We start from the raw sequence: 21,943 nt of genomic DNA, 5'->3' as shown, positions 1-21,943 counted from the left end.
AATTCTAAAAATGGCATTTCCTATCATAAATTCAATTGCTTCGTGGATTTTAAAAAAACGAATTCATCAAATGGAGTTGTTTTTAAAATACCCTCATGAAGTTCAGGAAGAGCTACTTTTTAACTTAGTAAAATCGGCAGAAAACACCTATTTAGGTAAAAAATATGATTTTTCAACCATAAAAAACTATCGTGCTTTTTCTGAAAGAATTCCAATTTCAACTTACGAAGATTTAGAACCACTAATTGAACAAACAAGAAAAGGGGAACAAAATGTTTTTTGGAATACTCCTATAAAATGGTTTGCAAAATCTAGTGGAACCACAAACGCAAAAAGCAAATTCATACCTGTTAGCAATGAAACCTTAGATCTTTGCCACTACAAAGCCAGTAAAGACTTATTGTGTTTGTACCTGAATAACAATGAAGAATCACAGTTATTTACTGGTAAAAGTTTACGATTAGGAGGAAGTAAACAATTATATGAAGATAATAATACTTTTTTTGGTGATCTATCAGCTATTCTAATTGACAATATGCCTATTTGGGCTGAATTTAGTTCTACACCTAGTAATAAAGTTTCTTTAATGGGAGATTGGGAAACCAAATTACCAGCTATAATAAATGAAACTATTCAGGAAAATGTTACTAGTTTAGCAGGTGTACCTAGCTGGATGATGGTATTATTAAACAAGTCGTTAGAAGCAACTGGTAAAAACAATTTATTAGAAATTTGGCCTAATGCGGAAGTCTATTTTCATGGAGGTGTCAATTTTGAACCTTATAGAGAACCTTATAAAAAATTATTCCCAAAAGACAATTTTAAATACTATGAAATTTACAATGCTTCTGAAGGTTTCTTCGCTATACAAGATAAAAATGATTCCAATGAATTACTACTAATGCTTGATTATGGTATTTTTTATGAATTTATTCCAATGGATACCTTTGGTAAAAGCGATCAAAAAGCAATACAATTACATGAAGTAGAACTTTTTAAAAATTATGCCTTAGTGATTTCTACAAATTCAGGTTTGTGGCGTTATTTAATAGGAGACACTATTCGATTTACCTCTATAAATCCCTACAGAATTGTAGTTACTGGTCGCACAAAGCATCATATAAACGTTTTTGGAGAAGAATTGATGGTTGAAAACACGGATAAAGCTATTGCCAAAACTTGTCAGGAATTAAATTGTGAGGTAACTGACTATACTGTAGCTCCTATTTTCATGAAAGATAAAACAAAAGGTGCCCACGAATGGATTATTGAATTTAAGATAAAACCATTAGATATAAACTCCTTTTCCACAATATTAGATACCAATTTGCAACTCTTAAATTCTGATTACGAAGCAAAAAGACACAATAACATGACATTAAATCCGTTAGTAATTAATATTGCAAGAACTAATTTATTTTATGATTGGTTAAAAGAAAAAGACAAATTAGGAGGTCAACATAAAATACCTAGATTATCTAATGATAGGGTTTATTTAGAAGAATTATTGCAAAACCAGATCTATCAATTATAAAAACATTAATCTTTAAAAGTAACGCTTATGAAAACTATTGCAATACTAATTTTTACTTCTATTCTATTTTCTTCTTGTGGTCCCAAAAGATACAAATGTGGTCCTTATAGAAGATGCCAAATTGAATTTAAAGAACCACAAAAAATAATACACTATACTCCTATTTGTTAAGCTCTTTTTTTTTAAAAGTTAAGAAACTGATTTTTAAATTATTAACCTAATTTTAACTGAAATTAAACTTTATAATCTGTAATTCATAGCTTTATAACGAGTTTTTTTAACAATTAACCGATTATTCTTTTTTTATGGGATGATTAGACTTAATCTTTGCAACTGCTAAGTCAAATTAACCTATATTATGAAAAAGTTATTTTTATGTGTTTTTTGTATTCCTATTTTAGGAATGAGTCAAGATCAATTTATTGATGATTCAAGAACAGAAAACTTTACAGCATTAAATAATAGTTCATTATTAAATTACATATTAACTGATACAGGTATAAATACTGAATTATCTGAAATTGGTGCTACATTTTTTAGAGATAAATTTATAATTATTTCTAACAAAAAGAGAAGGCACACTAAAACTACTTTTAATGAGGACTTAAACCAATTTAATAACAATGCTTATTGTACCAATGTAGACAAAAATGGAAACTTATCATTTCCATTACAGTTTTCAACACTTTTAGATTCTGATTTTAATGAGGGCACTATGACATTTTCCGAAGATGAGAAGACAATCTATTTTACCCATTCTTCTGAAAATTCAAATAATTTAAAATTATACAAAGCCGTTTTAGATATTGAAATACAAGGATACTGGAAAGACATTACTGAAATAAACATTACTAAACCTGACTATTCTGTAGAAACTCCTTTTCTAAGTAAATCCAATAACAAACTCTATTTCTCATCTAACAAACCTGGTGGTTTTGGTGGATATGATATGTATGTTGCCGATATTAAAGACGACGGAACCATTGAAAATATTAAAAATTTAGGTAAAGAAGTGAACTCATCAAAAGACGAAAAATATCCTTTCTCAACTCCTGATGGTAAATACATTTATTTTTCATCAAATGGTCATGATACTTTTGGAGGATATGATGTTTTTAGAAGTTCCATAGTAAATGAAACCTATATCAACACAAGAAATCTAGGATCTGGTTTAAATACTAAAAAAGATGAAATAGCTTATATTCTAGTAAATAAAAACGAAGGATATATTTCTATAAACAAAGAAGACGATAAAGAAAACTTTGATGTATATCGTTTTGACATTCAACAAAAAGAACAGCAATTAAATATTTTAGTAGTTGAGAACGATTCAAAAGTAAAGCTACCAAATGCTAATGTTGTTATTACAGATGAATTTGGTACTAAAATAAAAGAGACAAAAACTAGCAATAATGGAGAAATAAAACTAACTATTGAACCTTTAACATCATACACAATTACTGCCGATAAAGAAGGATACGAACCAAATGTGAATTCGGTTACTGCTTCAACAGAAAATAATTTTGTTACCGAAACTATTAATATGAAGCAGAAAAAGGCAGAAATTATTAATGATGCTATCGTTATGGAGAATATTTTCTTTGATTTTAACAAATCATCAATTAAAGAAGAATCTCAATTATCTTTAAACAAAGTTGTTGCTGTATTGAATGAAATACCAGACATGACACTAGTTATCAACGCGCATACAGATAATAAAGGGTCTGAAAAATACAACCTTGCTTTATCAGAAAAAAGAGCTAAATCCGCTTATGAATACTTAATTTCAAAAGGAATTGACAAGTCTAGATTAGGTTATAATGGATATGGAGAATCCAGACCATTACACAAATGTCAAGTTTGTACAGAAATTCAAGATTCAGAAAACAGACGTGTTGAATTTATAATAAACAAAACACTAGAAGTGAGTGATGCTTCAAGTGACAGTAACTAGAAAATATTTTTTTACTATTAATTTAAAATAAAAAATCCCGAAAATTTCGGGATTTTTTATTTTATTTAAGAAGCCGTTTTCAAGCGTTGTAATAAATTCTTATTTAAACTATGCTCTGCAAACTCTTTGGTAACATTTAACTCTTTTTCTGAAGAACTAGGCAAATCAAACATTGCATCAGTCAAAATAGCTTCACATAAAGAACGAAGTCCTCTTGCTCCTAATTTATATTCTAAAGCTTTTTCAACAATAAACTGAAGTGCTTCCTCTTGAATTGAAAAATCTACTTCGTCCATTTCAAACAATTTTTTATATTGTTTCACCAAAGCATTCTTAGGTTCGGTTAAAATAGCTCTAAGTGTTTCAGCATCTAAAGGGTTCATATAAGACAATACTGGTAACCTTCCAATAATTTCAGGAATCAATCCAAAATCTTTTAAATCTTTCGGAATAACATATTGCAATAAATTATCCTTGTCAATTACACTAATATCCTTAGATGTACTATAACCTACTGCTTGTCTATTCAGTCTTTTTGATATTATCTTTTCAATACCATCAAAAGCACCTCCTGCAATAAATAATATATCTTGTGTATTTACCTCTACAAATTTTTGATCAGGATGTTTCCTACCTCCTTTTGGTGGAACATTAACAACAGTTCCTTCCAAAAGTTTCAATAAAGCTTGTTGTACACCTTCTCCTGAAACATCTCTTGTAATAGAAGGATTATCACTTTTGCGAGCAATTTTATCTATTTCATCAATAAAGACAATTCCTCTTTGTGCTCTATCTACATCATAATCGGCAGCTTGTAACAAACGTGTCAAAATGCTTTCCACATCTTCTCCTACATAACCAGCTTCTGTTAATACAGTCGCATCAACAATAGCAAGGGGAACATTTAACATTTTAGCAATTGTTTTAGCTACTAATGTTTTACCCGTTCCTGTTTGCCCAACCATAATGATGTTACTTTTTTCGATTTCCACCTCATCATCAGACTGAATTTGCATCAATCTTTTGTAATGATTATAAACCGCAACACTCATCACCTTTTTAGTTTGGTCTTGCCCAATAATATATTGATCTAAAAAAGATTTAATCTCTTTTGGTTTTAACAAAACTAAATCCGATAATAGCTCGGTTTTACCACTTTGTTTTAATTCTTCTAAAACTATTCCGTGTGCTTGTTCAATACATTTATCACAAATATGTGCATCAATACCAGCAATCAACAAACTAGTTTCTGGCTTTTTTCTTCCACAAAAAGAACATTCTAATACCTCTTTTGCCATTTTATATAATTTAGAACTCAGAAATTAATATTTTGAAATTCTAATTTCTGAGTTCTGTTTTTTAATTTCTTACCAATACTTCATCAATCATTCCATACTCTTTTGCCTCAGCTGCAATCATCCAATAGTCTCTTTCACTATCCTTAAACACTTTGTCATAAGGTTGTTTTGAATGTTGAGAGATTATTTGGTATAATTCTTCTTTCAACTTCAGCATTTCTCTCAAGTTAATTTCCATATCAGTAGCTACACCTTGTGCACCACCCGATGGCTGATGAATCATAACTCGTGAATGTGGCAAAGCAGAACGTTTTCCGTCTGCACCAGCACATAATAAAACCGCTCCCATTGAAGCAGCCATACCTGTACAAATAGTAGCTACATCTGGCTTAACTAATTGCATGGTATCATAAATTCCTAATCCTGCATATACACTTCCTCCAGGAGAATTAATATATATACTAATATCTTTTGAAGCATCTGTACTTTCTAGAAACAATAACTGTGCTTGAATAATATTAGCCACATAATCATCTACACCAGTACCCATAAAAATAATTCTATCCATCATTAAACGAGAGAAAACATCCATTGATGCTACGTTCATTTGACGCTCTTCTATAATATATGGAGTCATACTATTTACAATTTTATCATAGTACAAACTATTTACTCCATGATGCTTAGTTGCATATTTTTTAAATTCTTTTCCGTAATTCATCGTAACTTTATTATTGGTTTATAAACTAAGAACGTCAAACTAATGCTTGACGTTCAAAGATAATTATTTTTTATGAGATTTTATTCTCCATACATCTCTTTAATAAACTCTTGATAGTTTACTTTTTTCGATTTTGCATTTATTTTTTCTTTGAATAAGCTCAACATTTTTTCGCTCATTACTTGTTCAGACAAGCGTTTAACTTCTTCTTGATTAGAAAGTACTCTTGCTACTATTCCTTCCACTTCTTCATCCGTTGGATTCAATTGTCCAAATTGAGCCATTTGCTTTTTGATTAATTCAGCAGTATGCGCTTTTAAATCTTCAAATTGAATTTGTAAATTATTAGCTGCAATAATCTTATTTTCAATCAATTGATATCGTAACCCTTTTTCAGATTTTGCATATTCTTCTTCTGCTTGTTCCTCAGAAAGTGGAGATTCTCCAACTGTTTGAATCCATTTTTTCAAAAATTCTGTTGGTAATTCAAACTTCGTGTTTTCAATTAAAGATTCAATTACATCATTTAAGAATTTTTGATCTGCTTGTTGACCAAATTGAACTTCAGCATCTTCTTTAATTTTTGCTTTTAACTCGTCAATTGAAGTTACAGTTCCTTCACCAAACAATTTATCAAATAATTCTTGATTTAATTCTGCTTTTTCAACAGCATTAATTTCTTCAATTGTAAAAGCTACATTTACATCTAGACCATGAACATCATCATGAGATACTTTTAAGTAATCCATTAATTTATGGTCATCGTCAAAAAGACCTTTTGTAGCAATTTCAACCACATCACCTACTTTTTTACCAATAAACTTTTTAATTACTTTTTTATCATTGAAGATATCTAGAGTAATATTTGTAGTATTATTAATTCCTTTCTCTTCGTTAGTGAAGGTTCCTCTTAAAGTATGATCTTCTTCTACTTTATCTTGAGAAATCATTTTACCATATTGTTTTTGAATGCGCTCTACTTGCTCTTCTAACATTTTATCATCAGCAACAATGTCAAATTTTGACACATTTGATTTTGCTGTTAAATCAACAGAAAACTCTGGAGCCAAACCTAATTCAAATTCGAAAGTAAAATCATCTTTATCCCAGTCAAAGTCTTCAGTAACTTTTGGAAGTGGATTTCCTAAAATATCTAATTTTTCTTCAACCAAATAATCATTCAAAGAAGATTGTAGTATTTTATTTACTTCATCTAGTAAAACAGACTTACCATATTGTTTTTGAATCAAACTCATTGGTACAGCTCCTTTTCTAAAACCAGGTATGTTAGCATTTTTTCTATAATCTGCTAATACTTTTTGCACTTTATCTGCATAATCTTCTTTAGTAACTGCAACTTTTACAATTGCATTTAAAGCATCAACTTGCTCTCTTGTAATATTCATTATATTATTTTTTATTGACATGAAAATTGGGTTGCAAAATTAAATATTTTTTACAACTCAAGCAACTTTTTAATTGATTGAATTTCAAATATGTAAATTTAATTTCCACCATTCTAGTTTAAGTATTTCAATTATTCACTCTTATTTCTTATCAACAAATATTCCATTTAATATTGACTGACTAATTGACAGTATAATACTAAAAAACAAAGCCGTCCAAAAACTAGAAATAGAAAAACCACTGACTAAATAGTCTCCAATTAAAACAATAACTGCATTAATTACTAACAAAAACAGACCTAAAGTAATTATGGTTGCAGGAATTGTTAAAAAAACCAATATAGGTTTTAAAAAAGTATTTAACAAGGCTAGCACTATTGCTACTATAAAAGCGCTTTTATAACTTGCAACTTCTATCCCTGGTAAAAATTTTGCAATAACCACTACCAATACTGTTGTGATTAAAAGTTTGATTACTAAATTCATTTTTATTTTAAAGATAAAAAAAAGACACCTAAAAACAGGTGTCTTTTTAAATAAATATTTTTTTATTATTCTCCTAATTTGTAGGAACAATATGAATTCCAGGATAGTTATTTGGATTCAACAAAGGTAATTTTGCATTATAAAACTCATTAATCACTTTAATAATTTCGTTAGCAATAACAGAATACCCTCTTGCATTTGGATGAACACCATCTAAAGAAAACAAAACCTTAAATTCTGTAGTTCCACCACTAAAGTAATTAGCTGTGTATAATGTTCCATTATCAGCTCTTAAACCACTAACTAATTGATTTAATATCACATTCATATCTGCAACTGCTAAATCATTAGTAGCTGCTATAGAAACAATCGCATTATTATAAGCAGTTGTAGCAGCTTCAACCTTTGCTTGCTCATTTGCAGTTAAAACCCATTTACTTGGCATTGGATAAGAAACCCCGTTAAGATTAATCAATGGTGATGGCGATGAAGCATTTGGAGTACCAATAACAGATGAAGCAGGCAAAACAACCAAGTCTTCTGCTGTAGCTTGACGTGCTTTCCCAAAAACAGCTCCAAAAGCTGTTGCAGTTGGTGCTCCTAAACTTGGAGTTAAAGCACCTGTTATTTCTGCAGATCTATCAATTGCATCTACATCATAAATTAAAATAGGATTTGCTGAAGCTGCAGATAATAATTTAACTCTATTTGGCTCACCATAAGCAGTAAAAATACCATTAAGAGGACCATATAATTGTGCATTTAAAGCATCAATATTAGCTGAACCACCTAAAGCTGCTGGAGAAAGAGGAGCATAAGGAACGGTTGTAAAATAAGGAATAGAAGTTACATTTGGTATTGTAGCAACCACTCCTTTAGCTCCGTTTGAAGTTAGAGCAGCGATTAACTGAGTATAAACACCTGCAAATAAAGTTGGATCTGTAATATCATTTGATCCATAAGAAGCCGCATTAGGGTTACCCGTTTGATCTGTTGCTGGAAGTAAACTTTCATCTTCTGGAGTTCCAGGGTTATCTGGTCTTGTTCCTCCACTTGTTGCATAAGATAAAACATCATTATTACCTATCCAGTTCGTAAAGAATGTTGGGTTTTTCATCATTGCATCACCAATAACTGTCGCTGTAGATGAAGTAGCATGTCTAACAAAATAAGGATTTGCTTGCCCTAAAGCTAAACCTGCTGCGTTACCGTAACCAGGCGCAACTAAATGAAATGATTTTGCTCCAGGAACCCCCATATTATTGTAAGCAGTTGCTTGAGGTGCCAAAGTAATTGTTGGAGTTCCAACTAATGGTTCTGGTCTACCTTGAGCTGCATCAATAACCAACCTAGTACCAAAACCAGGAATTCCAGAGATCCCTCCTAAGTTATTCACATCATCCTCATAAGAAGGTTGCGTAAAAGCTCCACCACCAACTAAAGCAAATTGTTGTGCCAACAAATTAGGAAAAGAATTAGCTTGCCCTGACTTATAAACAGTTCCATCCATATAACCTGCAGTTAATGAATTACCCACTGCCACGTATGAAGAAAAATCAGCTTCTCCCGCAGAGTAATCATCAGTTGTTACAGGATTTTCGAATTCTGGTTCACATGAAGCGAAACCAGCAGCTAAAATAGCCAGATATATAAATTTATTTTTCATTTTCTATATTTTTTTAATTAAAAACCATAAGTAATACCTACACCTGGTGAAAACACTACAGACTTGTATGTCCCTGCAAAATTACCATTAGGATTGTGGTCATAAGAATTATCAATCTCATCAAAGTGGATATACAAGAAAGAGAAATCCACTCCAAATTTATTATTAATTTGGTAAGTTAAACCTCCTGTAAATGCATTTGAATCATTACGAGGTGTTTCTGGTGCAAAATAACCATCTTGTACTGGACTTTCGTCAAAGTAATAACCCGCTCTAAAAGTAAACTTATCATTAGCTTTATATTGAGTACCAAATCTATAAGTTGATGCATCTTTATAGTTTCTTGGATTTACAGAAGTTGGTAACCCATTATTGAATTTAACATCTAAGCTTTTATAAGCACTCCACATAGCATGATTGAAGTCAAAAGCAAACAACCATTTATCAGTAACTTGTACAGATATACCTGCTGTTATTTCAGCTGGAAGAGGTAAATCAGCATCAAAAGTTGTATTAGTTAATGTTGTTTGTGCAAAATCCGGCACATCATTAAAATTAGCGTCTCCATCACGTGCTTCCATTATAATTTCTGAACGATAATTTAATCCTAGACGAATTTTATCAGTAGGATTAAACATCATACCAATATTATATCCCCAAGCTGAAATTCCTTTAGCTTCAATAGTTAAATCTGTTGGATTTCCATCCACTTGAAAAGTTGAATTTGCAGCATATAGATTTCTATTAAAAGTAACTGAACCAGTAGCATAAATAGGTCCACCACCTACACTAAAATGTTCCCCAACTCTAACAGAAACAGTTGGTTGTATAAAAATTGCCTTTAAGTCAATATTATTTACAAGATAAGCTCCTTGCCAATTTTGATCCCACTCAACTTCACTACCAAATGGTGTATAAACTGCTAGACCTGCTGTTAACCAATCATTAAGTTTGTAAGTTGCATACGCATTGAAAGGTGTTCCAAAATTATCCGAAGAAGCAGTAGTGTTATATGTGTTTTCCTGAAATCTTGTCTTTGAAAACAAAGCACTACCTCCTACAGATAAATTAAATTTGTTTTCCAAATAAGCCATACCTGCTGGATTAAAAAAAGCAGTTTCTGCACTATTTACTACAGCAACCCCCGTGTGCCCCATAGCCAATTGTTTCTGACCTTGAATACTTACTCTATATCCGCCTGCAAAAGCAGTAGAGCTCGCTAAAGCCATTAATGTTAAAGAAAGTAATTTTCTCATAATGTTAAAATGTGTTAGTTTTCTTGAATTTATTAATATCTATATACCAAAATTATAATAAAATATGGAATTTACAATTTTTTACCTTAAAATATTATGCATTCATAATAAATTTCATTTTTAATTTAAAAAATTCATCACGTTGCTATAAAATTCCTTAGGTTGTTCTGCATGCAACCAATGCCCTGCTTCAAATATGGTAACAATTTGATTGTTAGGAAATACCTTTTTTATAGTATCAAAATCTTCATCTAAAATATAATTTGAGTTTGATCCTCTTAAAAAAAGTACTTTTTTATCAAAAGTCATTCCATCAGGCAATTCTCTGCCTATTTCTAAAATAGTATCAATTAAGACTTTTAAATTAAATCTAAAATCGAGTTGCCCAGGCTCTACCCAATATAAATTTTTCAACAAAAATTGTCTTGTTCCAAAATCAGATATATATTTAGTCAAAATAGCATCTACTTCACCTCTACTCGGTTTTAAATTAAAATCAATTGCACTTAATCCTTCTAAAATAGTTTGATGATGTGGAGCATAATATTTTGGTCCTATATCTGCTATTACAAGCTTAGAAACGTATTCAGGATACATACAAGCAAATTGCATAGCTACTTTGCCTCCCATTGAATGCCCTAATAAAACAATTTCATCTAATTTATTAAATTTACAATATTTAAGAACATCTTCAACCATCACATCATAATTAAATTCCTCAGATTGAAAACTTCTACCATGATTTCTCATATCTAAAAGATGCATTTCAAAACCATTTTCAGAAAATTGAGAACCTAATGTTTTCCAATTATCTGACATTCCTAAAAAACCATGAATAATTAAAAAAGGTTTTCCTTTCCCTTCTATTTTTGAAAAAATCATTATTTTAATTTTTGAAGATACATATTTACAACATTTTCTATACCTAAATATATTGATTCAGATATCAAGGCATGACCAATAGAAACTTCTAATAAATTAGGAATATTTTCTTTGAAAAATTTAATATTATCCAAACTTAAATCATGTCCAGCATTAATCCCTAAATTTAATTCATTTGCTTTTATTGCAGCTTCAACATAAGACTTAATTCCTTTTTCATTACCTAAAGCATATTGACTAGCAAATTCCTCAGTATATAATTCAATTCTATCAGTACCAGTCTCTTTAGCTCCTTCAACCATACTAATCACTGGGTCTACAAAGATTGAAGTTCTAATATCATTTCTTTTACATTCTGAAATTATATCAATCAAAAAATCTTTATTTTTAATAGTATTCCAACCAGCATTAGAAGTCAATGCGTCATCAGCGTCTGGAACCAAGGTCACTTGAGTAGGTTTAATTTCTAGTACTAAATCCATAAACTTCTTTACCGGGTTTCCTTCAATATTATATTCTGTATGAACAATTGGAATTAAATCTAAAGCATCTTGATACCTAATATGCCTTTCATCTGGTCTAGGATGAATAGTAATTCCCTGAGCTCCGAAATTTTGTAAATCTTTAGCTACCTTTAATAAATCTGGAACATTTCCTCCTCTTGAATTTCTTAAAGTTGCAATTTTATTGATATTTACTGATAACTTTGTCATATATATTTTTATTAACTTTACAAAAATACAAAGTATAAGTAGCTTTAATAATCAATTTTTGATTAATTTGCAGTAAAATAATTATAAAATCTAAAATGAATACATTAATTGATTTTTTAAATATAGACATAAAACCTTTAAAAAGCAAAGAAACTATTGCGGAAGCTCAGGATCTATTTGCAGAATACAACTATACTCATTTCCCTGTTACAGAAGAAAATACATATATCGGATGCATCTCGAAAGAAGATGCAGAAATAAATCCAAGTCATAAAGCAATAGGCGAATGCCGTTATGAATTTAATCGTTTTTATGTTCGATCAGAAATGATTTGGTTAGATGTCTTAGAAGAGTTTGCCAAAAACGAGTCAAATATAGTTCCTGTATTAAATTCTAAAAACAAATATATTGGCTATTACGAATTAGACGATGTAATTAAATTTTTCCATGAAACACCTTTTTTAAGAGAAGAAGGAGGAATACTTATTGTAAGAAAAGAAATCTCTAGTTTCTCAATGAGTCAAGTAGTTCAAATAGTTGAAAGCAACAATGCTAAATTACTAGGTCTTTTTATCTCTAAATCTGAAGCCAATTTTATTGAAATAACTCTTAAAATAAGTCAAAGTTCATTAAATGAAATCATACAAACCTTCAGAAGATATGAGTTTGAAATAATTTCTGAGCATCAAGAAGATTCCTATTTAAAAAACCTAAAAGACCGTTCTGATTATTTAGATAAATATTTAAATATTTAACCTCGTCATGAATTTAAAACACAAATAATTATCTACTCATGAAAATTGCGATATTTGGTCAATATTATCAATCAGACACTGAAGAGATTGTAGAGAAGGTTTTTAAAATATTATTCAATAATAACGTTATTGTTATTGTTGAAAAAAAATTCCACAAAAGCATTAAAACCGTATTAAAAAGAAATTGCAACACTTATTCTTCTCACGAAGAACTAGATAACGATGTAGATGTATTAATCAGTATTGGTGGAGACGGAACTATTTTAAGAGCTGTTACTTATGTGCGTGATAAAAACATACCAATAGTTGGTATAAATGCAGGAAGACTAGGTTTCTTAGCTACTGTTCAAATTAAAAATATAGAACCTTTACTTTCTAAAATTTTATCAAAAGATTATACAATATCTAAAAGAAGCTTATTAAGTTTATCTTGTACCCCAAAAAATCCTGATTTAGTAGATTTAAATTTTGCCCTTAACGAAGTTACTGTCTCTAGAAAAGATACAACTTCCATGATAACAATTGAGACTTATCTAAATGGCGAGTATCTAACATCATATTGGGCTGACGGCTTGATTATATCAACACCAACTGGATCAACTGGATACTCATTGAGTTGCGGAGGACCTGTACTCATCCCCAACGTAAACAGTTTAGTTATTACACCTATAGCTCCACACAATTTAAACGCAAGACCCCTAGTGATACCAGATAACACCGAAATTGAATTAAAAGTCTCAGGGAGAGAGGAACAATATTTAGTTTCTTTAGACTCCAGAATAACATCTGTCACAAATGAAACCTTGCTGAAAATAAAAAAAACCCCATTCGAAATAAACATGGTAGCATTTGATGAAGAAGGATTTTTGAAAACAATCCGAAAAAAATTGCTTTGGGGAGAAGATAGAAGAAATTAATACCCCAAATATAACTTTTACTTTTTTTTTGCGTTTATATTAAACTGATTTAATAGGAATAAAAATTCCATTTAAATGCGGTAAAGAAATCTATATTGTTATATTTGCAAACTATTTTTAAAAATGAGAAAGTTATTTATTTACATATTCTTAACGCTGAGTACTACTGCTATCACTGCTCAAATTAATGAATTAGGAGTTTTTTTAGGAGGTTCTAACTACATTGGAGATGTAGGACCTACTGACTATATCGCACCTAACAACCTAGCTTTTGGTTTTATATACAAATGGAATCGAAGTACAAGACATTCTTATCGTTTATCATATACCTATGCAAAAATAGAATCCGCTGACAGTAAGAGCGATGTGCCAAGTAGATATTTAAGAGACAAAAGCTTTAAAAACTACATTCATGATTTTACTTTAGGTCTGGAATTTAATTTTTTTGAATTTAACCTACATGATTCTGAAAGAGCATTTACACCTTACGTTTTCACAGGTATCAGTTACTTTATCTACAACGAAAATTTTATCCCTAATAAAACAGAAGAATTAGACTATAGACATAGTCAATTTGGTATTCCAATGACTGTTGGAATAAAAACTAGACTACATAGAAATTTTGTTCTTGGAGCCGAAATAGGTGCTAGATATACATTTACTGACAATTTAGACGGAAGTAACCCCAAAAATAATAATTTTGATGTTTACCGTTTTGGCAACCTTAACAGCAATGATTGGTATGTTTTTACTGGAATAACACTAACCTATACTTTTGGACAAAACCCATGTTTTTGCGCTAATTAATTATGAGTACAAAAGAAAAAATAGACACTACGAAATTACCTGATCATTTAGCCATTATAATGGACGGAAATGGTAGATGGGCAAAACAAAAAGGTCTATTGAGAACTTTAGGTCATGAAGGCGGAACTAAATCCGTAAAAAAAACTGTTGAAAGCTGTGCCAAATTAGGAATAAAAAACCTAACACTTTATGCTTTTTCAACCGAGAATTGGAATAGACCAAAACTAGAGGTTGAGACATTAATGAAGCTACTAATTTCTTCTTTAAAAAAAGAAATGAAGACTTTATTAGAGAATAATATTCGTTTAAATGCCATTGGTAATTTAACAAATCTCCCTTTAAAAGTACAAAAAGAATTAAATGAAGTGATACAAAAAACTTCACAAAACACTAGAATGACATTGACTTTAGCACTAAGTTATGGCGCAAGAGAAGAGCTTATTCAAGCTGTTAAAAAAATTTCTGATAAAGTTAAAAATAATATAATTTCTACTGACACTATTGACGAATCAATTATTAATGAGCATCTTTACACGCACAATTTGCCAGATGTTGATTTAGTTATTCGTACTAGCGGTGAACATAGAATAAGTAATTTCTTACTTTGGCAAATTGCGTATGCTGAGTTTTATTTTATAGATGTTTTATGGCCAGACTTTAGTGAAGAAGATTTACACAAAGCCATAATAAGTTATCAAAGTAGAGAAAGAAGGTTTGGAAAAACAAGTGAACAAATTTCATAAGAAAAAAATGTTAAAAAAAGGTTTACAATTACTTTTTACCATAGTGATTATAGGTAATAGTACTAAATTAGTTGCACAGGAAACAAAATTAGAAAACGGAAAAGAGTACATATTAGGAGGTGTAGAAGTAACTGGCAAAAGCAAATACAGCGAACAAACAGTAGTTACTTTTTCCGGACTAGAAAAAGGTCAGAAAATAGTAGTTCCTGGAGAAGACATTAGTGCAGCCATTAAAAAACTTTGGAAATTAGGCCTTTTTAGTGATGTAAATTTTTATGTAAACAACATAAAAGGTGACAGTATTTTTTTAGAATTAAATTTAATAGAATCTCCAAAACTTGCCGATGTAAAACTTCAGGGTATTAAAAAAGGAAAAGCCGAAGACTTAATTAAAGAAATCGATCTTAAAAAAGGAAAAGTTGTTAATGAAAATTTAATTACAACTACTAAAAACTACATAGAGAATAAGTACAAAAAAGATGGTTTTTACAATACCAAAGTTTTTATATCTACCACACCCGATTCTACTGAAACTGAGGTTAAAATGCTAGTTAATATCGATAAGGGAGAAAAAGTTAAAGTAAGAAGTATTGATTTTGAAGGCAATTCTGAAATTTCTGATGCCAAACTTAGAAAAACCTTTAAAAACACAAAGAAAAAGAACCCTATTAGAATATTTAAAGCTTCTAAATACATAAAAGACAAATACAAAGAAGACTTAGTTACTGTAATTGACAAATACAAAGAAAAAGGTTTTAGAGACGCAAGAATCATTTCCGATTCTGTTAAGTATGATAAAGAAAAAAACCTTATTGATATCAAAGTAAAACTTGAAGAAGGTAGAAAATACTACTTTGGTAACATAAGATACCTAGGAAATACAGTTTACACTGACCAGCAATTAGCAAGATTGCTTGGAATAAAAAAAGGAGACGTTTATAATGGCGTACTTTTACAAAAAAGAATTGCTGACAACACAAAACCTGACGCTGAAGATTTAACCAACTTATATCAAAATAGTGGTTATTTATTTTCAAGCATAAACCCTGTTGAAGTTAAAACAGCCAATGACACTATTGATTTTGAAATAAGAATTACTGAAGGACCAATTGCGTATTTCAATAAAATAACAATGGTTGGAAATGACAAAACAAACGACCATGTAGTTTACAGAATTTTGAGAACAAAACCTGGACAAAAATACAGTAAGGAAGACTTAGTTAGATCTGTTAGAGAAATAGGTCAATTAGGATTCTTTGACCCTGAAGCAATCAGACCAGACTTTAAAAATGTTGATGCCCAAGCAGGTACTGTAGATATTGAATACAATGTTGTAGAAAAAGGAGCTAGTCAAATAGAATTACAAGGTGGTTATGGTGGTGGTGGATTCATTGGTACATTAGGACTTTCTTTTAATAATTTTTCTGCAAGAAACATATTTAACAAAGACGCCTACAAACCTTTACCAATGGGTGATGGACAAAAAATGTCTCTTCGTCTACAAGGAAGTTCTTATTTTCAAACCTATAGTTTGTCATTTTCTGAACCTTGGTTTGGAGGAAGAAAACCTGTAAGTTTTTCAACATCATTATCACATAGTAAACAATTTCTATACAATTATAGCACAAGAGATGTTACAAAAAACCAAAGTTTCAACATTACCTCTTTATCAGTTGGTATAGCAAAACAACTAAACGTACCAGATGATTTCTTTGTTTTATCGCAAAGTTTATCATTCCAATACTATGATTTAAATAATTACAACACTGGATTATTTACTTTTGGTAACGGTGCTTCAAGGAATATCACCTACACTATAGGATTAAGTAGAAATAGTAAAGGCTTAAATCCTATTTACCCTACTTACGGTTCTGAATTTAGTGTTACTGGTAAATTTACACCTCCTTATTCATTATTTAATGGAGTAGATTATGCTGGTTTAAAAAAATCTGATGAATATAAATTAAAATATACAACTGGAAGCAATTTAAATACAGGTGTAAATTCAAATGGAGAGATAGTACAAGATGGAGATTATGTAGCACTATCATCTACAACTGGACTATATGAAAAAGTAGATGCTAGTAATGCCGATTTGGACCAAGGTAAATATGATCAAAAAAGATTTAATTGGTTAGAATACTATAAAGTTAAATTCAAAGCCGATTGGTACACTAGAATTTATGACAAGCTAGTATTACGTTCTTTAGGAGAATTTGGTTTTATGGGCGCTTATGATCAAGACAGAGGATTAGTTCCTTTTGAACGCTTCTATTTAGGTGGAGACGGTTTAGCTAACTTTTCATTAGACGGTAGAGAAGTAATTCAATTAAGAGGTTATCCTAATAACTCATTGTCTCCTTTAGACTCTAAAGGTGCACAAATTGGAGCAACAATCTATAATAAATTTTCATTAGAATTAAGATACCCAATTACATTAAAGCAAGCTGCAACTATTTATGGTTTAACCTTTTTAGAAGCAGGTGCAGCATATAACGAATTTAAAGATTACAATCCTTTTAACATGCAACGTTCTGCAGGTTTTGGATTAAGAGTATTTATGCCTGCGTTTGGATTACTAGGAATCGATTTTGCACATGGATTTGACCCTATACCAGGACAAACAACCAAAAGTGGATGGCAAACTCATTTCATTATAGGACAACAATTTTAGTATTTTTTACGTTTAGTTTAAAATTAAAAGGTGAAAACAAAACTTTTAAAAACATTTCTTATCTTTCGGGCAGTTTTTTAAGTTACATCTGAAAATTAAAAACTAAAAATAAACAACAAATGAAAAAAATATTTTTTATAACGTCATTATTCATTTTTTCAATTAGCTTTTCTCAATCTGCTAGTGTAAGGATTGGATATATTGATATGGAATATATTCTTGAAAAAGCTCCTGATTATGCAGAGGCAAAAATACAATTAGAACAAAAAGCTTCTAAATGGAAACAGGATATTGAACTTAAAAAAAATGAAATAAAAAAATTAAAAGAAACTCTAGCAACTGAGCGAGTACTTCTAACCAAAGAGTTAATTGAAGAGAGAGAAGAAGAAATTTCTTTTCAAGAAAAAGAACTTTTCGACTATCAAGAAAAAAGATTTGGATCAAGAGGAGATTTAATTATTCAAAAGTCTATTCTTGTAAAGCCAATACAAGATCAGGTGTTTACGGCTATTCAAGACATTGCAGAGCAAAAAAGATATGATTTTATTTTAGATAAATCTTCTGATTTAACTATACTATTTGCTGACAAGAGACATGATATAAGCGACCAAGTAGTTAGAGCAATAATGCGTTCTGAAAAAAGAGAACAATTATCTAAAAAAGAACAAAAAGCCCAAGAAGCTAAAGAGGCTAAAGAAGATTTACAAGATAAAAATCCTGTTTTAGCTGAAAGACAAAAAATATTAGATGAAAAAAAAGCTGCTAGGGAAAAACTAATGGAAGAAAGAAAAGCAGCAAGAGAAAAAATTATTGAAGACCGCAAAAAAGCAGCTCTTGAAAAAAGAAAAAAATTAGAAGCTGAAAAAAATGGCACAGTAATTGAAAAAGAAACTAGTGAAGGAGAAAAATAATAACCTAAATAAATTTAAAATAGAAAAATGAAACAATTAAAAACTTTAGCTATTGCATTAGTACTTTTTATTTCGGCTCAAGTATCTGCGCAATCAAAAATTGCTCATATTGATGTTAAAGAATTGATGACGAACATGCCAGAAATGAAAGCAGCTCAAGCTCAGTTGCAAACTATCCAAGGTACTTATGACAAAGAGTATAAAGGAATGGTTCAAGAGTACCAATCTAAATTACAAAAGTATGAACAAGAAGCTCCTACTGCTGGAGAAGCTGTAAACGAAACACGTTCTAAAGAAATGCAAGGAATGGGTCAAAGAATCCAAGAATTTCAACAAAGTGCTTCTAAACAATTACAACAAAAAGAACTTGACTTATTAAAACCAATTATGGAAAAAGCACAAACTGCAATTAAAAAAGTAGCTACTGCTAAAGGTTTTGATTATGTATTAGATGCTACTGAAGGAAGTGGATTATTAGTTGCTAATGGAACTAACATTCTTACTGATGTAAAAAAAGAATTAGGTTTCTAATAAAATCTAAATCAAACAAAAATTTAACTGTTCAAATTTTAATTAATTTGAACAGTTTTTTTTTTACTTTTGTTTCTATGAGTAACGAATTCCCTTTAGGACTTTTTGATTCTGGTATTGGAGGCACTTCAATATGGAAAGAAATACATATGCTATTACCTAATGAAAATACTATTTATTTAGCAGATAGCAAGAATGCACCTTATGGCCTAAAATCACGAGATGAAATCATTGAGCTATCTATTAAAAACACTGAATTTCTTTTAAATAAAAATGCTAAAATAATTGTTGTTGCTTGTAATACCGCAACTACAAATGCTATTAAAGAATTAAGAGCTAAATATGAAATCCCAATTATAGGAATCGAGCCTGCAATTAAGCCAGCCGCTAATTTATCTAAAACGCAAACCATAGGTATTCTTGCCACAAAAGGAACTTTAAACAGTGACTTATTTCATGAAAAGATTTCACTTTATTCTAATATAAAAATTATCGAACAAATTGGTCATGGCTTAGTTCAGCTCATAGAAAATGGAGACATAAATTCAGCAGAAATGAGTGAACTTCTAGAAAGTTATTTAAGACCTATGGTAGACCAAAATATTGATTATTTAGTTTTAGGATGTAGTCATTATCCTTATCTAATTCCTCAAATAAAAAATATAATTCCTAATCATATTAAAATTATTGATTCAGGTGAAGCTGTTGCCAAGCAAACTAAAAAAATATTAGAAAAATACAACTTACTAAAAACGTCTAGAAGTGTAAGTTGGCAAAAATTCTACACTAATACAAACCCTCATGTTTTAAAAACAATTTTAAATCATGAAAAAACTGTCATAGAGAAAGATTTTTAACTTTAGCTACTAGTAATGATGTAAAATCCTTTTCTAACCCTGATGGCAGTGGTAGCTTTCTAAAATTTTATTTTAGAAACTATAACGGACAGCAGGAATAAGGCTTAAAAAATGCTCTTAGATTGGTTTTTACTATTCTTTGAACCAACTTAGAGTACATTACGTAATTATTTGAAATACGCTCAATTTCTCCTGCAAAATCACTTTGATTAATATCTTTTACTTTTTTTGCAGGAACACCTGCATATATTGCTCCTGATTCTATAATTGTATTTTGAGTTACTACAGAACCTGCTGCTACAATAGAATTGCTATTTACCACACAATTATCCATTACTATTGCTCCCATTCCTATAAGTACATTATCTCTAATTTCACATCCATGAACAATGGCATTGTGACCAATAGAAACATTATTTCCTATTATAGTAGGATGTTTAAGATAAGTACAGTGTACAACTGCTCCATCTTGAATATTAACCTTATTCCCTATTTCAATACTATTAACATCTCCTCTTATAACTGCATTGAACCAAACACTACAATTAGTTCCTATTTTTACATCACCTACAATTGTTGCGTTATCTGCCAAATAGCAATCTTCTGATATTTGAGGATATTTCCCTCTTATTTCTTTAATTATCATTAACTTATGTATATAAAAATGTCCCGAAAAAAATTCGGGACAAATTGTATTTTACTTTGTTTTATTAGTTTACTGCTGGACAGTTACAACTCCATTCTTTAGCTTTACAGAATATATCTATACCTAAAGTTATTTGATGAAATCCCCCTGAATCAAATTTAATATCTCCTAAAATATGAGAATAAGTATAAGCAAACATATACTGTTTGTAATTAACTCCTAAAATTGGAGTTATGTACTGTAATTTTTGTTCTCCTACTGCTGCTCCATCTAAATATTCTGCTCCATCAAAACTTCTTCTATAAGAAAGACCACCCCAAATTCTACCGAAATCCATTCCCTTGTACACTTTCAAGTTCAAATCAATTGCTTTCTCTGTAGTTTCCTGTGTATATTGAAACAAAAAAGAAGGTTCCCAAAGTAATCTATCTTCATCTCCAAAAACCGCACCTGCGCTCCATAAGAATTTTCTTAAATTATCTGATTCAATTCCTTCTGTATATATTTCTCTCCTGTTTGCCAAAAAGTTTTTTACGGTAACATGTGTAAAAAAATCTAGAAAATGATATGAAGCTCCTATATCTACATTAAAATAGGCGTCTTTTTGATATACACCTCCAAAGATAAATGGGTCGAAGGCTTGATTTGTAAAACTAGTTTCATCTAATTGACTTTGAATAAATGCAGCACTTAAACCAAAAGACAATTGATTTAAATCTGTAGTTCCTCTTGAAAATCTTAAATGATGTGCATATGTTAGTTTTGCTCCTCTTTGAGAGTGGTATCCATTTTTATCATTAAAAATAATTGCTCCTATCCCTGATTTTCCATCTTGATCAACTGATGTATTGAAACTTAAAGTTTGAAGTGAAGGAGCATCTTGTTGGCCAAACCATTGTTGACGACCTGTCAAACGAATTTTTCCACAATTTGCTGCTCCAGCCATTGAAGGGTGAATTAAATAATAATTATCAGACAAATAATCTGAATAAACTGCAATTCCTTCTTGGGAATAAGATAGCTGTGCTAAAAACAACACAATAATTAAATAACTTTTTTTAAAATCCATCGAAAATTATCGTTTTAATGAAAAATGTGCTTTAAATACTTTACTTTGTTGGTTTTCTTGATATTCTACAGTAAACCAGTAATCTGTGGATGGTAGTTGCTTTGAATTAAAGGTTCC

General features: G+C 30.3%; 21 protein-coding genes and 1 pseudogene. 11 read left to right on the top strand and 11 right to left on the bottom strand.

What is annotated here, in order from left to right; all coding sequences use genetic code 11:
- The first annotated feature begins 10 nt into the window (after positions 1 to 10).
- The 3 genes from FIA58_RS11565 (at position 11) to FIA58_RS11555 (ending at position 3,488) form a co-directional block, all read left to right on the top strand.
- On the top strand, positions 11 to 1,534 hold the full coding sequence (locus FIA58_RS11565) for a GH3 auxin-responsive promoter family protein (protein ID WP_140962649.1): 1,524 nt from the start codon (positions 11 to 13) through the stop codon (positions 1,532 to 1,534).
- 27 nt (positions 1,535 to 1,561) lie between these two features.
- A complete protein-coding gene (locus FIA58_RS11560; RefSeq protein WP_165928908.1) occupies positions 1,562 to 1,705 on the top strand; it encodes a hypothetical protein in 144 nt (47 codons plus the stop codon).
- Positions 1,706 to 1,892: 187 nt separating this feature from the next.
- A complete protein-coding gene (locus FIA58_RS11555; protein WP_140962648.1) occupies positions 1,893 to 3,488 on the top strand; it encodes an OmpA family protein in 1,596 nt (531 codons plus the stop codon).
- Between the two features lie 65 nt (positions 3,489 to 3,553).
- Here FIA58_RS11555 and clpX read toward each other — a convergent pair whose 3' ends face one another.
- The 8 genes from clpX to FIA58_RS11515 form a co-directional block, all read right to left on the bottom strand.
- Positions 3,554 to 4,786, bottom strand: a complete 1,233-nt coding sequence (clpX, locus tag FIA58_RS11550; protein ID WP_140962647.1) for an ATP-dependent Clp protease ATP-binding subunit ClpX — start codon at positions 4,784 to 4,786, stop codon at positions 3,554 to 3,556.
- A gap of 61 nt (positions 4,787 to 4,847) precedes the next feature.
- A complete protein-coding gene (gene clpP / locus FIA58_RS11545) occupies positions 4,848 to 5,507 on the bottom strand; it encodes an ATP-dependent Clp endopeptidase proteolytic subunit ClpP (RefSeq protein ID WP_140962646.1) in 660 nt (219 codons plus the stop codon).
- An 80-nt stretch (positions 5,508 to 5,587) separates the two neighbouring features.
- Positions 5,588 to 6,913, bottom strand: a complete 1,326-nt coding sequence (tig, locus tag FIA58_RS11540) for a trigger factor (protein ID WP_140962645.1) — start codon at positions 6,911 to 6,913, stop codon at positions 5,588 to 5,590.
- Positions 6,914 to 7,054: 141 nt separating this feature from the next.
- Positions 7,055 to 7,399 (bottom strand): phage holin family protein, encoded by a 345-nt coding sequence (locus FIA58_RS11535; protein WP_140962644.1) that lies wholly within the window; start codon positions 7,397 to 7,399, stop codon positions 7,055 to 7,057.
- A 73-nt stretch (positions 7,400 to 7,472) separates the two neighbouring features.
- Entirely contained in the window at positions 7,473 to 9,065 is a 1,593-nt protein-coding gene (locus tag FIA58_RS11530) for a G-D-S-L family lipolytic protein (RefSeq protein ID WP_140962643.1), read from the bottom strand.
- A gap of 17 nt (positions 9,066 to 9,082) precedes the next feature.
- Entirely contained in the window at positions 9,083 to 10,321 is a 1,239-nt protein-coding gene (locus tag FIA58_RS11525) for an OmpP1/FadL family transporter (protein WP_208022799.1), read from the bottom strand.
- Between the two features lie 120 nt (positions 10,322 to 10,441).
- Positions 10,442 to 11,203 carry an alpha/beta fold hydrolase gene (locus FIA58_RS11520; protein ID WP_140962641.1) on the bottom strand — a complete coding sequence of 254 codons (762 nt, stop codon included), beginning with the start codon at positions 11,201 to 11,203 and terminating at the stop codon, positions 10,442 to 10,444.
- A complete protein-coding gene (locus FIA58_RS11515) occupies positions 11,203 to 11,916 on the bottom strand; it encodes a pyridoxine 5'-phosphate synthase (RefSeq protein ID WP_140962640.1) in 714 nt (237 codons plus the stop codon). Before FIA58_RS11515 ends, FIA58_RS11520 begins: the two co-directional genes overlap by 1 nt.
- A 95-nt stretch (positions 11,917 to 12,011) precedes the next feature.
- Here FIA58_RS11515 and FIA58_RS11510 point away from each other — a divergent pair, with 95 nt between their 5' ends.
- The 8 genes from FIA58_RS11510 to murI all read left to right on the top strand — a co-directional run bounded on the left by FIA58_RS11510 (position 12,012) and on the right by murI (position 20,111).
- Positions 12,012 to 12,671 (top strand): CBS domain-containing protein, encoded by a 660-nt coding sequence (locus tag FIA58_RS11510; RefSeq protein WP_140962639.1) that lies wholly within the window; start codon positions 12,012 to 12,014, stop codon positions 12,669 to 12,671.
- A 38-nt stretch (positions 12,672 to 12,709) separates the two neighbouring features.
- Positions 12,710 to 13,588 carry an NAD kinase gene (locus FIA58_RS11505; protein WP_140962638.1) on the top strand — a complete coding sequence of 293 codons (879 nt, stop codon included), beginning with the start codon at positions 12,710 to 12,712 and terminating at the stop codon, positions 13,586 to 13,588.
- Positions 13,589 to 13,711: 123 nt separating this feature from the next.
- Complete coding sequence (gene porG, locus FIA58_RS11500; protein WP_140962637.1) at positions 13,712 to 14,395, top strand: type IX secretion system protein PorG; 684 nt, start codon at positions 13,712 to 13,714, stop codon at positions 14,393 to 14,395.
- Between the two features lie 2 nt (positions 14,396 to 14,397).
- Positions 14,398 to 15,138 carry an isoprenyl transferase gene (locus tag FIA58_RS11495; RefSeq protein ID WP_140962636.1) on the top strand — a complete coding sequence of 247 codons (741 nt, stop codon included), beginning with the start codon at positions 14,398 to 14,400 and terminating at the stop codon, positions 15,136 to 15,138.
- A gap of 7 nt (positions 15,139 to 15,145) precedes the next feature.
- Positions 15,146 to 17,812 (top strand): outer membrane protein assembly factor BamA, encoded by a 2,667-nt coding sequence (gene bamA / locus FIA58_RS11490; RefSeq protein ID WP_140962635.1) that lies wholly within the window; start codon positions 15,146 to 15,148, stop codon positions 17,810 to 17,812.
- Between the two features lie 119 nt (positions 17,813 to 17,931).
- Positions 17,932 to 18,723 carry an OmpH family outer membrane protein gene (locus FIA58_RS11485; protein ID WP_140962634.1) on the top strand — a complete coding sequence of 264 codons (792 nt, stop codon included), beginning with the start codon at positions 17,932 to 17,934 and terminating at the stop codon, positions 18,721 to 18,723.
- A 27-nt stretch (positions 18,724 to 18,750) separates the two neighbouring features.
- Positions 18,751 to 19,254, top strand: a complete 504-nt coding sequence (locus FIA58_RS11480) for an OmpH family outer membrane protein (protein WP_140962633.1) — start codon at positions 18,751 to 18,753, stop codon at positions 19,252 to 19,254.
- 77 nt (positions 19,255 to 19,331) lie between these two features.
- Positions 19,332 to 20,111: a glutamate racemase gene (gene murI / locus FIA58_RS11475; protein WP_140962632.1), complete on the top strand. Its 780-nt coding sequence runs from the start codon at positions 19,332 to 19,334 to the stop codon at positions 20,109 to 20,111.
- 132 nt (positions 20,112 to 20,243) lie between these two features.
- Here murI and FIA58_RS11470 read toward each other — a convergent pair.
- From FIA58_RS11470 to FIA58_RS11460, 3 genes and pseudogenes are all read right to left on the bottom strand, one after another.
- Positions 20,244 to 20,757 (bottom strand): annotated as a pseudogene (locus FIA58_RS11470) (gamma carbonic anhydrase family protein).
- 64 nt (positions 20,758 to 20,821) lie between these two features.
- Positions 20,822 to 21,826 (bottom strand): PorP/SprF family type IX secretion system membrane protein, encoded by a 1,005-nt coding sequence (locus FIA58_RS11465; RefSeq protein WP_140962630.1) that lies wholly within the window; start codon positions 21,824 to 21,826, stop codon positions 20,822 to 20,824.
- A gap of 6 nt (positions 21,827 to 21,832) precedes the next feature.
- Positions 21,833 to 21,943 (bottom strand): T9SS type B sorting domain-containing protein (locus FIA58_RS11460; RefSeq protein ID WP_140962629.1); only part of this gene is annotated, 111 nt, incomplete at its 5' end.

This window comes from Flavobacterium jejuense, from assembly GCF_006491595.2.
Lineage (GTDB): Bacteria > Bacteroidota > Bacteroidia > Flavobacteriales > Flavobacteriaceae > Flavobacterium > Flavobacterium jejuense.
The sequence above is the reverse complement of the archived record's forward strand: the minus strand, read 5'-3'. Positions and strand labels throughout refer to the sequence as shown.

Coding starts and splice junctions, on each gene's coding strand:
- FIA58_RS11565 (WP_140962649.1), top strand. CDS start 11: ATGGCATTTCCTATCATAAATTCAATTGCTTCGTGGATTTTAAAAAAA.
- FIA58_RS11560 (WP_165928908.1), top strand. CDS start 1,562: ATGAAAACTATTGCAATACTAATTTTTACTTCTATTCTATTTTCTTCT.
- FIA58_RS11555 (WP_140962648.1), top strand. CDS start 1,893: ATGAAAAAGTTATTTTTATGTGTTTTTTGTATTCCTATTTTAGGAATG.
- clpX (WP_140962647.1), bottom strand. CDS start 4,786: ATGGCAAAAGAGGTATTAGAATGTTCTTTTTGTGGAAGAAAAAAGCCA.
- clpP (WP_140962646.1), bottom strand. CDS start 5,507: ATGAATTACGGAAAAGAATTTAAAAAATATGCAACTAAGCATCATGGA.
- tig (WP_140962645.1), bottom strand. CDS start 6,913: ATGAATATTACAAGAGAGCAAGTTGATGCTTTAAATGCAATTGTAAAA.
- FIA58_RS11535 (WP_140962644.1), bottom strand. CDS start 7,399: ATGAATTTAGTAATCAAACTTTTAATCACAACAGTATTGGTAGTGGTT.
- FIA58_RS11530 (WP_140962643.1), bottom strand. CDS start 9,065: ATGAAAAATAAATTTATATATCTGGCTATTTTAGCTGCTGGTTTCGCT.
- FIA58_RS11525 (WP_208022799.1), bottom strand. CDS start 10,321: ATGAGAAAATTACTTTCTTTAACATTAATGGCTTTAGCGAGCTCTACT.
- FIA58_RS11520 (WP_140962641.1), bottom strand. CDS start 11,203: ATGATTTTTTCAAAAATAGAAGGGAAAGGAAAACCTTTTTTAATTATT.
- FIA58_RS11515 (WP_140962640.1), bottom strand. CDS start 11,916: ATGACAAAGTTATCAGTAAATATCAATAAAATTGCAACTTTAAGAAAT.
- FIA58_RS11510 (WP_140962639.1), top strand. CDS start 12,012: ATGAATACATTAATTGATTTTTTAAATATAGACATAAAACCTTTAAAA.
- FIA58_RS11505 (WP_140962638.1), top strand. CDS start 12,710: ATGAAAATTGCGATATTTGGTCAATATTATCAATCAGACACTGAAGAG.
- porG (WP_140962637.1), top strand. CDS start 13,712: ATGAGAAAGTTATTTATTTACATATTCTTAACGCTGAGTACTACTGCT.
- FIA58_RS11495 (WP_140962636.1), top strand. CDS start 14,398: ATGAGTACAAAAGAAAAAATAGACACTACGAAATTACCTGATCATTTA.
- bamA (WP_140962635.1), top strand. CDS start 15,146: ATGTTAAAAAAAGGTTTACAATTACTTTTTACCATAGTGATTATAGGT.
- FIA58_RS11485 (WP_140962634.1), top strand. CDS start 17,932: ATGAAAAAAATATTTTTTATAACGTCATTATTCATTTTTTCAATTAGC.
- FIA58_RS11480 (WP_140962633.1), top strand. CDS start 18,751: ATGAAACAATTAAAAACTTTAGCTATTGCATTAGTACTTTTTATTTCG.
- murI (WP_140962632.1), top strand. CDS start 19,332: ATGAGTAACGAATTCCCTTTAGGACTTTTTGATTCTGGTATTGGAGGC.
- FIA58_RS11465 (WP_140962630.1), bottom strand. CDS start 21,826: ATGGATTTTAAAAAAAGTTATTTAATTATTGTGTTGTTTTTAGCACAG.